This is a genomic window from Xenorhabdus budapestensis, assembly GCF_002632465.1.
Lineage (GTDB): Bacteria > Pseudomonadota > Gammaproteobacteria > Enterobacterales > Enterobacteriaceae > Xenorhabdus > Xenorhabdus budapestensis.
In genome coordinates, this window is record NZ_NIBS01000016.1 from 1 (window position 1) to 16,293 (window position 16,293).

At 38.8% G+C, this 16,293-nt stretch carries 13 protein-coding genes and 1 pseudogene; 9 read left to right on the forward strand and 5 right to left on the reverse strand.

All coding sequences use genetic code 11. From position 1 onward, the window contains the following. Positions 1 to 100: 100 nt before the first annotated feature. The 3 genes from Xbud_RS13505 (at position 101) to Xbud_RS13515 (ending at position 2,755) form a co-directional block, all read left to right on the forward strand. Entirely contained in the window at positions 101 to 1,231 is a 1,131-nt protein-coding gene (locus Xbud_RS13505; protein ID WP_169923073.1) for a Tn3 family transposase, read from the forward strand. A gap of 335 nt (positions 1,232 to 1,566) precedes the next feature. Then, positions 1,567 to 1,881 carry a hypothetical protein gene (locus Xbud_RS13510; RefSeq protein ID WP_099136554.1) on the forward strand — a complete coding sequence of 105 codons (315 nt, stop codon included), beginning with the start codon at positions 1,567 to 1,569 and terminating at the stop codon, positions 1,879 to 1,881. A gap of 64 nt (positions 1,882 to 1,945) precedes the next feature. Next, complete coding sequence (locus tag Xbud_RS13515; RefSeq protein WP_099136555.1) at positions 1,946 to 2,755, forward strand: S1 family peptidase; 810 nt, start codon at positions 1,946 to 1,948, stop codon at positions 2,753 to 2,755. A 98-nt stretch (positions 2,756 to 2,853) separates the two neighbouring features. On the opposite strand, the gene tnpA is transcribed toward Xbud_RS13515, so the two are convergent. After that, complete coding sequence (gene tnpA / locus Xbud_RS13520) at positions 2,854 to 3,297, reverse strand: IS200/IS605 family transposase (RefSeq protein ID WP_099136556.1); 444 nt, start codon at positions 3,295 to 3,297, stop codon at positions 2,854 to 2,856. A 743-nt stretch (positions 3,298 to 4,040) separates the two neighbouring features. On the opposite strand from tnpA, the gene Xbud_RS13525 reads away from it, so the two are divergent. The 3 genes and pseudogenes from Xbud_RS13525 to Xbud_RS20575 form a co-directional block, all read left to right on the forward strand. Further along, entirely contained in the window at positions 4,041 to 4,625 is a 585-nt protein-coding gene (locus tag Xbud_RS13525) for a papain-like cysteine protease family protein (RefSeq protein WP_099136557.1), read from the forward strand. A gap of 11 nt (positions 4,626 to 4,636) precedes the next feature. Continuing rightward, complete coding sequence (locus Xbud_RS13530; RefSeq protein WP_099136558.1) at positions 4,637 to 5,236, forward strand: hypothetical protein; 600 nt, start codon at positions 4,637 to 4,639, stop codon at positions 5,234 to 5,236. 220 nt (positions 5,237 to 5,456) lie between these two features. Further along, positions 5,457 to 5,683: pseudogene (locus tag Xbud_RS20575) on the forward strand (IS6 family transposase); the annotation flags it as partial. Positions 5,684 to 5,763: 80 nt separating this feature from the next. Here the strand turns inward: Xbud_RS20575 and Xbud_RS20580 are convergent. Next, positions 5,764 to 7,020, reverse strand: coding sequence for a transposase (locus Xbud_RS20580; RefSeq protein ID WP_244589956.1), 1,257 nt, complete (start codon positions 7,018 to 7,020; stop codon positions 5,764 to 5,766). A 158-nt stretch (positions 7,021 to 7,178) separates the two neighbouring features. Further along, the gene (locus Xbud_RS20585) at positions 7,179 to 8,717 is read right to left on the reverse strand and encodes a DUF4158 domain-containing protein (protein WP_244589957.1); all 1,539 of its coding nucleotides are present in this window, start codon (positions 8,715 to 8,717) and stop codon (positions 7,179 to 7,181) included. A gap of 137 nt (positions 8,718 to 8,854) precedes the next feature. Here Xbud_RS20585 and Xbud_RS13540 point away from each other — a divergent pair, with 137 nt between their 5' ends. After that, positions 8,855 to 9,403: a recombinase family protein gene (locus Xbud_RS13540; protein ID WP_099136559.1), complete on the forward strand. Its 549-nt coding sequence runs from the start codon at positions 8,855 to 8,857 to the stop codon at positions 9,401 to 9,403. Positions 9,404 to 9,983: 580 nt separating this feature from the next. Here the strand turns inward: Xbud_RS13540 and Xbud_RS13545 are convergent. Both Xbud_RS13545 and ydgH read right to left on the reverse strand, forming a co-directional pair. Further along, on the reverse strand, positions 9,984 to 11,375 hold the full coding sequence (locus Xbud_RS13545; protein WP_099136560.1) for a basic amino acid/polyamine antiporter: 1,392 nt from the start codon (positions 11,373 to 11,375) through the stop codon (positions 9,984 to 9,986). A gap of 480 nt (positions 11,376 to 11,855) precedes the next feature. Next, a complete protein-coding gene (gene ydgH / locus Xbud_RS13550) occupies positions 11,856 to 12,809 on the reverse strand; it encodes a DUF1471 family protein YdgH (RefSeq protein WP_099136561.1) in 954 nt (317 codons plus the stop codon). A gap of 448 nt (positions 12,810 to 13,257) precedes the next feature. Between ydgH and pntA the strand changes: the two genes are divergently transcribed. Together pntA and pntB are read left to right on the forward strand one after the other, a co-directional pair. Continuing rightward, positions 13,258 to 14,787: a Re/Si-specific NAD(P)(+) transhydrogenase subunit alpha gene (gene pntA / locus Xbud_RS13555; RefSeq protein WP_099136562.1), complete on the forward strand. Its 1,530-nt coding sequence runs from the start codon at positions 13,258 to 13,260 to the stop codon at positions 14,785 to 14,787. A gap of 10 nt (positions 14,788 to 14,797) precedes the next feature. Further along, positions 14,798 to 16,186 (forward strand): Re/Si-specific NAD(P)(+) transhydrogenase subunit beta, encoded by a 1,389-nt coding sequence (gene pntB / locus Xbud_RS13560; protein ID WP_099136563.1) that lies wholly within the window; start codon positions 14,798 to 14,800, stop codon positions 16,184 to 16,186. The last annotated feature ends 107 nt before the right edge of the window (positions 16,187 to 16,293 follow it).

A 16,293-nucleotide genomic window follows, 5' to 3' on the forward strand; every position in this document is an offset into this window, starting at 1 on the left:
TGACCGCAATATCGGCAAACAACTTCTATCTTGACAGTCACATGTGGGTTCCACTAAAAAAACACAAGAATATCAAATTAACGCTTTAGAGTCACGACCAATGCAAGAAATCAGCGATGTTGAAGCTAACAATTTCGAAAATATGCAGAACAATTTTATCCGAAAGCAAACACTCAGCCACGCAAGTGATCTGATTATTAATGAAATGAAAAAACTCCCTATTTTCAGTGAATATAATCTTGCAGACTATGGAGTTCATGCCAGTGTTGATGGACAAAAATTCGGTACAAAATACAGTACAATAAAATCTCGGTATTCAAAAAAGTATTTCGGATTATTGAAAGGAGTCGTTTTATATTCGCTTAATGCAAATCATCTGCCTCTCTGTCTTAAAGTGATTGGAGCTAATGAACATGAATCACATTATCTTTTAGATATCATTGAAAGTAATCAGTCCGACGTTGAAATAGCTTCCATTTCCGGTGATATGCACAGCATTAATCGGGTGAGCTTTGCATTACTCCATTTATTTGGATACCGTTTTATGCCGAGATTTAAACAGCTAAACAATAAAGCTAATAATAACTTAGTGGGATTTCAGGAACCCAAAAAATATGCTAGATATGTGATAAAACCGAGTGATAAAGCAGATATTGGGTTGATTATTAATGAATGGGATAATGTTTTAAGGATCTTAGCCTCCTTAGCATTAAAAAAAACAACACAAAGCCAAGTTGTTCGTAAGTTATCGGTTTATAAAAAGAATCCTACATTGAAAGCACTGATAGAATTTGATCGGATCATCATGAGTGATTATATATTAGACTACATAGATTCGAAAGAAATACGTGAAATTGTGCAGTCCAGCCTTTGTCGTGGTGAATCTTACCATCAATTAACATCAGCAATAGCAAAGATTAGTGGCGGTAAAGTGTTAAATGGAAAAGATGAAATAGACTTGGGTATCAATGCAGAATCCATTCGCCTTATTGCAACAATAGTTATTTTTTACAATGCACAGTTGCTATGTCGACTCTATGAGTATTTTTTAAAGAAAGATCAACAAAAAGCGAAAGCGATAGCTCAAATGTCCCCTGTTGCCTGGCGGCATTTAAGCTTCTTAGGAAAATATGAATTTTGCAACAAAGACAAAAGCATTAATATTCAAAAAGTTATTGAATTACTATTGATGAGTACAGAAAACGATATTTACCTTGAAAACCTGTCGTAGCAAGGGGAGCGAGGGAACAAATGGGGGCTATGGTCGGAAAACCCCAAATTCTTTTCTTCCCGGGGATTTGTGCCCCAAACTTTTTTATGCTCTCATTAAATTTTAATAAAGTTAAAAGTTGTTTAAAATCACAATACTCTTTATATCTGTATATACCCAATGGATTTCAAGATGCATCGCGGCGGCAAGAGAACGAATCCCCGGGAGCATAGATAACTATGTGACCGGGGTAAGTGAGTGCAGCCAACAAAGAGGCAACTTGAAAGACGAAGGGTATATACAGATATTTCTGTTAACTTCTTAAACATGACAAATAATGAAAAATAGGAAAAAATATGTTAAAAAAAATTATATCAATAATTATATTATCATTTTTATTTATTAACTTTTCATATGCAGCTGGATGCAAATGGGGTAGATCTTACAGTGATGTTTATATAAAAAAAGTTCAATATAATGGTGAATATTATCCATATGTCACTTTAAGTGATGGGAAAGAATATACTCTTTTGTATAATTATGGTGTAGATAAAGATTATGGGAAGGCAATGTTAACACTTGCATTAACAGCGGTCACTAGCTTGTCTAAAGTTGATGTATGTATTAATGGTGGTGATTTAACTTCTATAACAATAAAAAATGATAAGTAAGTGTTTTTTATTATCATAAGAATTTTGGAGTTATTTAATAAAATGAATAAATAATGGGATTAAAATGAAATGTAAAGTTGTATTACTTATACTAATAGCTCTATCTGGCTGTAGCAATGAGATAAGACAATTTGCAAGCCAGCCAGCTATCATTGAGCCATTAGAACTAATAGGACGTGGCAAAATTGTTACAGAACAGAAAGATTGGGCTGTCAAGGTATTTGCTGGCAACTATACGTGTACTGGAGAAGCTATTAGCCCACAGTTTATATTGACAGCACAACATTGTGTCACCGATGACGATATGAAAGTTTATCCTTCTGATAAGGTTTACGTTAAATATAGTAACGGGATAAATAATTATCCTGGGAACACTAAGCATTACTCGGTTAATATACATACTTCAGAGAAGGGGGATGTGGCGCTAATAGAGCTTAAAGACCCGCATGATATAAATGATTGGCCTAGACTTAATTTTAGTTATTCTATCCCAGCAGGGAACGACATCGGAGTTATTTATGGGTATGGTAGGCATGACCCGAGTGACGTGAACGTAGATTTTGACGCCCTCTACCAAGCCAATATAATGACAAAGGGGTATTGTACAGACTCATACGGCGGGCGCGGAATTTCGCTGCGGGGGGGGACTGGCTGGTCGTTGAAAGGCGATTCGGGTGGTCCATTAATAATTAATGGGAGACAGGTGGGTATTGATTCGAGGGGAGATAAAGGTGTGAATGAGGATAAGGGGAAGAACCAGTCATGTTATTCGGATTTGTCTGTTCATGCTGATTGGATAATAGAGAAGGCCCATCCCGTAGGCAATTGGATACTCTCTATGGAGGATATAATAAGGTTCCAACTTAATAAGTAAGGGGCGTCTCATATAAATGTAATGAACGGTTTTGGGTTTTAATGACTTCTCTTTAATTTAAAAGTAATGAAGAACCCCGCCGCAAGCAGCGGGGTATCTTAAAACAGTGCAAACTGATAGTCTGAATGTAATTTGTTATATTCTTTACCTTGATTTTTAACATATTTGCCAATCATCTGTTCGTCTCCATGTTTACCAACTGTGCTGGCAAAATATCCATCTGTCCAAAATTCTCCGCCCCATAGTTCCTTTTTCACTTGAGGGCAACGTTTGAATATTTCTCTTGCAGTCAGACTTTTTATCAGCGTTACAATCTTTGTCACACTGTATGTTGGCACCGATTGGATCAAGAAATGCACATGGTCTTTGTCTGTACCTATTTCCAAAAATTTCAGCTGATACCTTTGCTCAATTTCAAGGCAAATATCTTTTAGGACTTCATCTACCTGTAAGTCAAAAACTGCCTTGCGGTACTTAGCGGGTAACACTAAGTAATACAACAAGATGGTGACATTATGACTTTTATGGATGTATTCGCTCATTATGTTAGTTTACGCCGCAAGCGGCGGGGAATTCGACCCTAAGAGATTAAACGCGTTAATGATAATGTTATTAATTTGTTTTTTCATGTCATTTAACTTACCCTGATTTGTGACAATAACGATTGTAAATAATAAATTTACCCATATTTCACTATAAAAAGGCCAGAAAGATATTACAACAATTAACTATTGAATATATGACAAAATTACGATGGGTGTATATCAGAGTTAAATATCGATTTAACACAAAAATTGAATTTTTAAACAAAATTAAATCAGGTTTAATAAAAAAACTGGCATTTCCATGCGAATTAACTCTATTGTTTAAATGATAATTGATATAAAAATTCCAATTAGATAGCATCAAGTGGATGGTTAACTATAAAGTTAAATTATTTGAATGTTATAAACTGGGTTTTTACGCCTTAAGTTAATATGCCAGAGAAAATACACCTGTATTATTTCATTTTTAATAATGTTCAATATTTTATTTATAATTACAATGTATTTATATCAGTTTATTATTTATTTTGTGAATTAAGCTGGTTGTATTTAATGAATTTAATTTTCCGTAATTAGATTTTGGGATTTATGTTGCTAACAGCTTAATTTGCTATTTACCTAACCCAAAAGGCTAATCATATATGAATGGTAAGTTTGCGTCATGATCCTAAATCAATCTTATTTAAAATTTATCGTGTGTAATAAAGAACACGTAATTATGGTAATGAATGGAGGAAAAAATGTTAAAAATGTCACCCACAGCTCCAAACACTAATCTGCCTAAATGTATAGCCAATCATTTGCTCAATCCGAAATTGACTGAAGTCAAGCTTCAAACACTACATGACGATGCGGTTGAGGAAGTCCTGCAATTTAACATGGAGAATCAATCCCAATCAAAATGGTGTTGGGCCGCAGTTGCTACATCTGTTGGCAATTATTACTTTGGCGAAGGCTCGTGGACTCAATGTTCAGTTGCCTCTGGCGAACTGGATCAGGATTGCTGTAATAATCCAGGGCCGTGTAATATTCCCTACTATCTGGAGAAGGCATTAGCTTTTACCCGTAGTCTCAACGAGGGGATATCGGGTAGGCTCTCAATGTCTGATATCGAAATACAAATAGATATAGAGTGTCCAATAAGTTTGCGTTGTGCTTGGTATGGCGGCGGAGCACACTTTTTGGTTATCAATGGTTACGGCCCAGACTACATCAACGTAGCAGATCCCATCTACGGGTATAGTACACAAACACTGAGCTCATTCCCCGCTAGTTACAATGGTGGCGGTGATTGGACTCACACCTACTTCACTCAGAAAAATTAGGAGGGTATCTCATGCAATTGATTTTCCCAAAGGCACCAGCTAATGGTGTTCATATTCTTCGTCCAGCGCTACAAGCCGCTTTGGATACACAAGGGTTCGGTATTAATCCACAGTTTGCCAAGGCCGATCCCAGCAAGATTAGCCTATCCGAACCATACAGAGGTTACAGTCTAACTTTGGACGATCTAGCCAAAGGCCAAGGTTTGGGCAAAGCGGCATTGGGTACCTGGCATTATCTGATCTTTGCTGATGGAGTTGCAGTTGCCGATGCACGGCTAGCTGATGTAGGAGATAAAGTCGAATTCGTCTCGCTGAACTATGGAAAAATAGCGTCTGCCAGTGTCAACGCGTTGGCACTGGCAGAAAGCTCCTCACAGCTACAAGGTAAGACCTTTGAATTACGTTTATTATTTGTTTCAGCACTGCATTTTGTTGCAATTTGGCTGCATACGGCAGATGAGGATGTGCTGATTCCTATTGAACCAACGCCTAAGGACGTGGCGGTAACGCGGCTATTTGACGAAGCAGGCTTGCTAGCCCTATTGACACCAGCCGCTTTACTGGCAAAAAAAGTTATTGATGCCGACAACTCTGGTCGATTGGGAGGTTAACAAAACTCGTTAAAATTAACGAGGTTTCAGATCACTGACAAACCGCATTATTTTCAATGCGATTTGTTGTCTTCATGATAAATTCTCCTCTTTAGATTTTTTCTTCTTCATCCTCAGTCAAGGCACTGTTGCAAATAATCGCTGGTAGTAAGCTAAGGTTTCCATTTTTCAAAAGGAGCAGTGTATGATTCCTTTTCATTATCATCATTTTTAGGGTGAGATTATTCTATGGGCTGTTCGCGGGTATTGTAATTATGGTATCAGTTATCGTGAATTGCAGAAAATGCTCGCCTAACGTGGAGTGAAGTTGACTACATCACGATTTACCACTGGGTTCAACACTACGCTCCAGAAATGGAGAAATGTTCACGCTAGTACTAGCTCCATTCGACCAATCTGTGTTTGAGGTGTCTTGACGAAACTAATGTCAAAGTTTCGGGGCTGTGGTTTAGTTAGTGCATTGTGTAAGTACTAAATACGGGTTTTGCGCCCATTCCCTCGATAAGTTCACTCACCGCAATTTATTACTATGTGGCAGGTTCTTCAGTTTCTGAATCTGCTAGAGGATCAACACTTTCCAGCATACTGTATAGGTTCAGTAAACCATTCCTGTTCCCAAAAACATAGTTCCCTGCCAATTGTATATGACGCCAGGCCACAGGTGAAAAACCGGCGATCAGATTGACTGCTTTCTGATTTCCTTCCTTCTGTAACTTTTCAATTAACGCAGACAGCAACGCTGAATTGTAATAAATAATACAATTAGCAATAAGTCTGGCGCAGTCATTCCACTGATCGAGCTGATAATCGTTTCCGCCCCGGAACTGATTACCATTGCCCGATGCAATTGCTCTGCGTAACTGGTGATAGGCTTCCCCACGATTCAACGCTTGCTGTACAAACTGCCTCAGCGTTTTGTTATCAACATACTCCAAAAGATAAAGGCATTTAATCAGTCGATCATATTCATGAAGCGCTAACAGTGTTCGGTGACTTCGTTTGTCATTGGACAGCTTTTTAATCACCGTGCTTTGCTGGGTGGCTTTACGGCTGAGTGAACAGATAATGTGCTGGATATTTTCCCATTCCCGTTCGATTAATTTACGCCGGATAGGTTTTTTTAGTTTAAGATTCACATCCGTGTCTGTATTAACCTCAAATTGTTTCGCGAAGGCATGTTTAAATCGGGCATAACGTGGCGAGAACTGATAACCAAATATATCCAGAATCGCAAAATTGACATTATTGATACCGTGTGTGTCTGTTGCCAGTGATTTCGGCTGAATATCACTGCTGTTATTGTAGAGTAAGTCAAAAGCATAGTGCCCTTCATACTCATTAGGTGAAATGACTACTGTGTTGATAGGAACATGATTAGAGACCAGCGTCATTGCGGAGACGCCTTTCCCCTTTCTGAAATATTTAGCCGAGAATCTGGCTTTGAATGTATTGGTACGGCAAGCATATTTCTGACCGTCGATACTGCCGAAAGGCGATGACTCGTTGATCGTGTAATACCTGAATACGGGTAATTTGGCTATTCCATTCGAGATCAGGTCATTGGCTGCGCTAATCGTTTCAGGCCGGACGAACGAATCATTGATGCTACGTAAAACGCCAATGCTACGATCTGAAATCGCCGCTATCCGGTGAAGACCATAATTTGTGCCATTGCCAAAAATACAGGCGATTAAATCATCTTCCTCTGCCTGCGTGCATTTTTTTCTGGTGGCGATACCTTGAAAAACATTAAGAAATCCCGTTTTCTGATTGACATAATTCATGATCTCAATAATTCCCATATGCCTTATCTGGCTATATACCGGATTATCAATATCATCCCGCCACCGTCGATTCGCTAATGTTCACGCAAGCTGGTTTGAGTGAGGCTGTAATTTGACAAACTCATTGGTATCGCCAGAAATACTGGTGGCAACTTGATTCATTCGCTGCTCAAGTCGTTTTCCCAGTCTTTGACCGGAATAAGGTCATCTTCCAACCGTTTATTTTTTTCGCTTTCAGTGATGTAAGCCTTGCCGCGATCTAGCTGTACGCTGATCTTCTGATACAGATAGAATTCAAAGCGCTTTGTCTGAATTTCGCCCTCAATCAATAGGTAACGACTGTCGCTTTTTTTAATCATGTCCTGATGGCAGGTGATAATTTTTCTTTTTTCGGCAATCTCCTGTTTCGATAACATAATCTGAGCTGACAGATTTTCCTGATCAGCCCCGCATTCAATATCGATGGCAATAAACAGCTTACGCAGTGAGTTGGCAATTTTTCTGGATTGTTTGTCAATGTATGCCCACTCGTAACCAACAAGGTCGAAATCACTTTTACCTAAATGCTTACTGATGGCATTAATTTCCTCTTTAGCAATCAGCTTAAATGCCTGCTGGTGAATTTCACCGAATTTAGCGGAATTACTGATTTTCTCATCAACGAAATAATGGAGAATATCACCAGCATATTTCAGCTTTTCCCTGACCAGCTCCAGTTCCTCTGCTATTTTTTGTTTCGCAAAGACTTTCGCTGCTTCATTATATTTACGGATCAGGTAACAAAAGGCTGTCACCAATTTGTCATTGGTTTCCCAGTAACGGAAGTAAAGATAACAAGTCAGATACAGCAGGCCCTGCCAGTGTGAATAACGACGCACCTTGTAAACAGAAGTGTGCTTTATAATCAATGCATAATAAGCGATATTGCCTTGTGATAGTTCTAATGATCCAATCAACGATTTCAGTTCGGGATAGATACTCTTGATGGTCTGATGGGTTTCCAGCTCCCGATCCAGCTCAGAAGGGGAAAAATCACGGGCTGAGCCTTTATATGCGGATAAGCTGTTAAGCAAGCCTTGAGTGGAAATGATTTGTTTCAACCTGTCGGTTGTTGCTTCAGACATTTGTTGTGAAAGAATGGCTTCAATACGTTGTTGTTCTGCCACAAGAGCCTCCGTCACCAGTTCTTGCAAGCTGGTATAGCCGGGAAGTGCGATTCGCTTCTGACCCAAAAAAGCCAGAATTTCATCAAAAATATACCGGGGATCGGTACAGATTGTCGCGACATCTTTTAGATGGGTTATCAAAGCAGTATGGTGAGCTTCAGTGAGCAGCTCAAAATTCAGGGTATCCAGTGCTTTGTTGACGAGTTTGAAACGGGTACTTTTAGACATATTGACCCATATCGGTTTTTCATCCGGGAAGTAAGTCTTACGAACGTACTCAGCATCTTCAGCTACTTCATTGAGGTTAAATTTTTGAATGACAGGCTTAGCCCGAAAATAGCCCAATAGCAGAATAAAATAGATCCGGGTTTCCGGCTTATTCAGCTCTGCAACAATCGTCGCGGTATGAGGATCTAAAGAGAAGTAGTCTTCTCTGTTGGCATGGCTGAATACAGGGCGTTCATATAATTCTCTGACTTCATTCTGGCTTAAGATGTGGAGTCGTCTTTCGTTCTTCCTGGTATCACTCATTATCCGCTTTAGGTATCATAATTTGTAAATTTTGATACTCTACAGTCGGGTATTTAAACCGGTATCAAATATCTTTCTTTTCTAATTATGATACCTGATGGTATCAATATCGATTTTTGATACCGGGAACGATAAAAATGACATTGCTGGGTTATGCTAGGGTTTCGACCACACAACAAAAACTGGATATTCAGATTGCTGTTCTGAAACAGGCGGGGGTTCGTGAAGATCGAATTTTCACGGATAAGATGACAGGAAAAATTGACAACAGAGAAGGGTTGAAAAAGTTACTTGCCAGAGCTGAAAGAGACGACACCATTATATGTACCAAAATGGATCGTTTAGGCCGCAATACCTCGGACATGATCAAAATTGTCGATAGCTGTTACAAAAAAGGCATAGCTATTCGGTTTTTGGACAACAGCCTCAGTACTGAAGGCACGATGGGTAAAATGATGGTTCAGATTCTGGCGGCGGTGGCTGAAGCAGAGCGCGAACGTATTCTTGAGCGTACTAATGAAGGTCGCCAATTTGCGAAGGAATCCGGCGTTAGATTTGGCAGAAAACCGCATAAAGGTGCAGCTCAGGCCAAAAATATGATAATTCAGGAAGCATCGATGAAAGACGTCATGGAAAGGACGGGAATATCCAGAGCAACCTACTTTAGACTGAAAAAGATGGTTTGATTTTGTGCAGTGAACTTATCGAGGGAATGGGCGCAAAACCCGTTTATAAGATTAACTATTAATTGGAGAAAGTTTGGTGGGATAAATATAAGGATAAAAGAGTTTATTTTTGTACTTTTATATTTTTACTATGTATTTAACCAATTATTATTTATTTGGGATGGATATCCTATGACTGGCATTAATGCCTGATATTTAACATTGGGTAGATGATAAAATTAGTATTTTCAGTATAATTAGTCTATATAACTAATAGAAATTAGCTCACTATTAATAATAACTGCCATAATATAATTTGTGTAATGGGTACTTAAAAAAACCTTGAAGCAATAAAACAGAATAAATATTTATGTGTAGGGTGTTTTTTGATCTCATGATTACATATTAGTTACAACATACAGTTATCTAAATACATAAAAAATACTCATCAACTACACAAATAAAAACAAAAAAGCTCAGCAGGAGACCATATCAAAAAAGAGAAGGGGGGAGCTTGAAAGAGGAGAGAAGTAAGCTTCTCTCCATGATCTTATTAGATGATTTAGACTGATAAATAGTCAATGGATGCAAAGAATAGGTTCTAGTGAGTCAACAACCAGGTAGAGGGAATCGTTGTCAGTAATAAAATAGTAATCGCAGATTTTTCTAAAATATTTAGATCATTACACCCTTGATTTTGTTTCCGTGCATATAGGAAAATCAGTAATCCGGGAGCATACAATATAACAGAAAGCAGCAGATGCATTAAACCTGAAGCATAAAGTAACCACAAACCATAGGTACAAGCCCCGGTAGCGATGAACAATAAAACTCGATTACTACGCTCAAATGCCACTTTTACTAAAAATGCACCAACCAAAAAGTAAGGAACAAGTATCATTTCTGATGCAATGGAAAGCAATGTGTTGTAATTACTGCCACTTAACCAAATCAAGACCAACGCTAACTGAACGGCTCCATTTGTGATCCACAGTGAAGATGCAGGCGCTTTTTTATCATTCTGTTTACTAAATTCCTTAGGAAATGAGCCATGCAGAGAAGCAATAAAAGGTACTTCTGCCGCCATAATTGTCCAGCTCAGATAAGCACCACAGACGGAAACGATTAAACCAGCAACAATAATAACTTCACCTGCTGAGCCAATTAACCCTACCATCACATTTGCCATAGAAGGATTACGCATTGCGGCTAATTCAGGTCTGATAGCTAATCCCAATGAGAGTAGGGTAACAAGCACGTAAACACTCAATGCTGAAATAACAGCCAGTATAGTTGCAATACCAATATCTTTACGTTTTTTGGCTCTGCCAGAAACCACGACTGCACCTTCAACACCAATAAATACCCATAAGGTTATCAGCATGGTATCTTTGACTTGCTGCCAAACGGGGACACCCATCTCAACGCCGGTGAAATCGAATGTAAATATGTCCATTTTGAAAGCGATGGCAGCTAGAACGATAAACATTCCTAGTGGTAACAGTTTTGCCATTGTGGCTAATTGATTGACACCTGCCGCTGTTTGTACTCCTCTGAGTACAAGCCAGTGAACGAACCAAAGTAAAAGCGATTCACCAATCAACGCTTGCCAAGTATTTCCATCACCGAAAATCACGGAATTCTCAGTATCAGTAAAAAAACTTAATGCCGCAAAGACGATCACCAGATAAGAAACATTGGCAATAATAGCGCAGAACCAATATCCCCATGCAGAACAAAAGCCGACTAATTCACCAAACCCTTCTTTAGCATAAGTAAAGATACCACCGTCCAAATCAGGGCGGAGGCGAGAGAGCAAAAGTAAAGACGTAGCTAAAAAGAGAATACCTATGCCTGTGATCCCCCAACCAAGTATTAATGCCGCTGGGCTACCTGCGTATGCCATATTTTGTGGCAAGCTGAATACACCCGCTCCAACCATAGAACTGAACACAAGTGCAGTTAGAGACGTAAGGCCTAATTTCTTTTCCAAAGATACGTTCCTAAAAGTAAGATAAAATCAACACGATTAGCCAGAATACTTATTCTGAATATCGAACACATATTGGACATTTATTGCATCCATGCTACAGAATGCAGAAATATTCAGTAGTTAAATCTAAAAAAACAGGGCGATTCTACGGAGTGAAAAGGTTGTATGCAATGGGTGACTATGCAAAAAAATATAAAAATTATGCATAAAAATATATTTTTCTCTAATAAAATAAATTGTAAATGACTTTTTCGTTCCTCTCTATGTTCTTAAGAAACAATCAGATATTCATATTGTAAACATTTTTAATGATAAAAAATTGAATTTACCTTTGTGAAACAAATAATAAACAGTTATGAAAAACGTGTAAATGAAGGTCAAATAATGAATTTTGTGGATATGACAAAAGCGATCCATAGAAAAAAAGGCACACATTAGTAGATGTGCCTCTTTTATAAATTGACTTGAGAAATAAATTGATTATTTAAATAAATCTGCGCTAATGGTAACGTTGCCACCATTAGACTGCCATTCTCTTGTAATATGGTAGTATTTTGCCCCTTTTTCTGCTGCACGTTTAGCGACCTGATAAGATACTTCAGGTTCAGTTGTGTAATAGCCAGAGAAAGTGATGGAATCAAAAGGCACCATCTGAGCCGCAGATGCTTTATTCAATTCTTCAATTTTTGTTCCGTTAGGCAAGGTTACAGTGTAACGGCTACTTTTTGATGACTGGGTTTCAAAAAAGCGACCAATAACATTGCTGGTTGATGTTGACGAGGCAACACCCGGAATTTCAACTTTCTCAGCAGCTTCTCCACCTTGTGCTAAAGCCTGACGTCCCGCATCGGAATCGGCTGGGATTACTGCTTTATCAGATTGTACTTGGCGTTTTGGTGCATCTTCTTTATAGATGTAGGCTGTAACTACCTGATTACCACCATTGTTCGGGGCAATATCCCGAACGATAAAGAAAGAGGCGGCATTTTTCTTTTTAGTTGCTTTGGCAAGAGCCTCTTTCAGATCAGGATCAGTTGGAAAATAACCACTTACTGTCACCGTATCGAAAGGTTCCAGAGTGACAGCTTCGGTTTTAGGTAATTCTTTGATCCCACGATAAATGCGATATTGAGTGGTTTTATCTATTTTTTCTGCATCTTTATGATACAAATCAGCAACAACCCGTAAATTACCACTTCCATTGAAATCGTCTAGACTCTGAATGTAGAAACTATCGGCACCTTTTTTATCAGCCTGACGGGAAACCGCATCGGCTGCTTCATAAATTGCATTAAAACGCCCGGTTACTGCGATTCGTTCAAATGGCTTAAGTTCAGCAGCTTGCTCTGGTGTTAATTCTTTTGCTGCATGTGCTGCGGTAATTGTTGTTAATGAGAACATCGCAGTTGCGATGATCGTGGTCTTCAGCTTCATAAAAAATCCTTTCGCCTTGCGCATTAAAATATTTATAACGTGCTGAACATTGTTCTATATCACATAGGCCATAATTATTACATGTAATAATGCCAATTGTCGCAAGAATTTATTCTATTTAAATAACTGCTTATCTGTTTTTGGCACATGACGCCAAGACTTTTAATGAAGATATTGATTTATATAAAAATAATCATCGTTTACATTGAAGGTTATTTTATTGTCAGAAATATTGTCTTTTAGAATCCTTATGTTACCTTAATGGTATTATTTCATTTATATGTTTTTGTTGACATACCCTATAGATTTCAAGATGCAACTTTAAATATGGCGGGTATAAATCTCATTGATAGGTTTTACTAATAGTAGTAATAAAAACAATCTAATCGTTAAATTGGCTTCAACAGGTAATAATCAGCAATATTTTATCCTTAAAGAAGGAAACATTATGCATATTGGTGTACCAAAAGAGCAATTTCCCAATGAAGCTCGCGTTGCTGCCACACCATCAACAGTGGAGCAATTACGGAAGTTAGGATTTAATGTAAAAATTGAAACAGGAGCAGGGTCTCTTGCCAGTTTTGATGATGTTGTTTATCAGAAAGCTGGGGCTGATATTGCAGAGCATTATGAAGTTTGGCAATCAGACATTATTTTTAAAATAAATGCTCCGGAAGATAAAGAAATTGAGTTAATGAAGGAAGGAGCAACATTAATCAGTTTTATCTGGCCAGCTCAACATCCTGAATTAATAGAAAAATTAGCAAAACGCAAAATAACTGTTCTGGCAATGGATGCCGTCCCACGGATTTCCCGCGCCCAATCATTAGATGCCTTGAGTTCAATGGCAAATATTGCTGGTTATCGTGCCATTATTGAAGCAGCTCATGAATTTGGCCGTTTCTTTACTGGTCAGATTACTGCTGCCGGCAAAGTACCACCCGCTAAAGTTATGATTATTGGTGCTGGTGTTGCTGGTCTTGCTGCTATCGGAGCCGCAGGTAGTCTCGGTGCGATTGTCCGTGCTTTTGATACTCGTCCAGAAGTTAAGGAACAGGTTCAAAGTATGGGTGCCGAGTTTTTGGAATTAAATTTCAAAGAGGAAGCGGGAAGTGGGGATGGTTATGCAAAAGTGATGTCAGAAGCCTTTATCAAGGCTGAGATGGAACTGTTCGCTGCTCAAGCAAAAGAAGTTGATATTATTGTTACAACAGCATTGATTCCGGGTAAGCCTGCACCAAAACTGATTACCAAAGAAATGGTGGAGTCGATGAAACGGGGTAGTGTGATTGTCGATCTGGCTGCACAAAATGGAGGAAACTGCGAATTTACAGAAGCCAATAAACTTGTTGTGACAGACAATGGAGTCAAGGTTATTGGTTATACTGATCTCCCCAGCCGCTTACCTACCCAATCATCACAATTATACAGCACTAACTTAGTTAACCTTATGAAATTGCTGTGTAAAGAGAAAAATGGTGAAATTACCATTGATTTCGATGATATTGTTATTCGTGGTGTCACCGTCATTAAAGAAGGAGAGATCACCTGGCCTGCACCACCAATCCAGGTTTCAGCGCAACCCTCTAAACCTGATGTTATTAAGAAAGCAAATAAACCAGCAGCCCCCCCTAAATCACCGTGGCTGAAGTATGGGTTACTGGCATTGGCCATTATCCTTTTTGGTTGGTTAGCAAATGTTGCTCCGAAAGAGTTTCTGTCCCACTTTACCGTATTTGCTCTGTCTTGCGTGGTTGGATATTACGTTGTCTGGAATGTTAGCCATTCATTACATACTCCATTAATGTCTGTCACTAATGCTATTTCCGGGATTATTGTGGTCGGAGCAGTATTACAAATAGGCGAAGGTGGATGGGTAAGTTTCTTCTCTTTCATTGCAGTGTTGATTGCCAGCATCAATATTTTTGGTGGGTTCACTGTTACACAACGTATGCTAAAAATGTTTCGTAAAGGATAAGGGGTAACTTATGTCGAATGGAGTAGTCACTGCGGCATATATTGTTGCCGCTATCTTATTCATTTTCAGTCTTGCGGGGCTTTCTCGTCATGAAAGTTCCAAACGAGGCAATATCTTTGGCATAACCGGGATGGCAATTGCCCTGATTGCGACCATCTTAGGGCCGGATACAGGTAACGTTGGCTGGATTATTCTGGCAATGATTATTGGGGCAGTCATTGGAACTCGTCTCGCTAAAAAAGTAGAGATGACTGAAATGCCAGAATTAGTCGCTATTTTGCATAGTTTTGTTGGTTTGGCTGCTGTTTTGGTTGGGTTCAATAGCTTTATGGCCCACGATATTTTTGCTGATGCCATTATGGAAAATATTCATCTGACAGAAGTTTTCCTTGGGATCTTCATTGGGGCTGTGACCTTCACAGGTTCGGTTGTAGCATTTGGTAAATTACGCGGAAAAATTTCATCCAAGCCATTAATGTTGCCACATCGCCATAAACTTAATCTGGCTGCTTTGGTTGTCTCTTTTGTGTTGATGATTAGTTTTATCAAAACAGAAAGCGTCGGTTTACAGATTTTCACTATGCTCATCATGACGGTAATCGCATTAGCTTTTGGCTGGCATTTAGTGGCATCCATCGGTGGGGCAGATATGCCGGTTGTTATTTCCATGCTGAACTCATATTCAGGCTGGGCGGCCGCTGCGGCAGGTTTCATGTTGAGTAATGACTTACTGATTGTAACTGGTGCTTTAGTGGGTTCTTCTGGTGCGATCCTCTCTTATATTATGTGTAAGGCGATGAACCGTTCCTTTATTAGTGTTATTGCCGGTGGTTTTGGTAGTGATGGAGTCTCAACGGATGATAATCAGGAAATGGGGGAATATCGTGAAACAACCGCAGAAGACGTCGCTGAACTATTGAAGAATTCTACTTCAATTATTATTACTCCGGGCTATGGAATGGCTGTTGCTCAGGCACAATATCCGGTACATGACATCACAGCAAGATTGCGTGAAAAAGGAATCAACGTACGTTTTGGTATCCATCCAGTGGCAGGGCGCTTGCCTGGTCATATGAACGTATTACTGGCTGAAGCTAAAGTGCCTTACGACATTGTTTTGGAAATGGAAGAAATTAATGATGACTTTTCTGAAACAGATACAGTTCTGGTTATTGGTGCCAATGACACAGTAAATCCAGCGGCACAAGAAGATCCAAACAGCCCGATTGCTGGAATGCCTGTATTGGAAGTTTGGAAAGCGCAAAATGTGATTGTTTTTAAACGATCTATGAATACCGGATATGCAGGCGTGCAAAACCCATTATTCTTTAAAGAGAATACACAAATGCTATTTGGTGATGCCAAAGCAAGTGTTGAGGCAATTTTACGTACACTATGATTGAATATATTTAATCGAATAAAATTTGAGAGCTTCGTATAAAAATCGAAGCTCTTTTTTGTTTGAAAATATCAGTTTTACATCTGATTTTTAATTAAATTCAAATT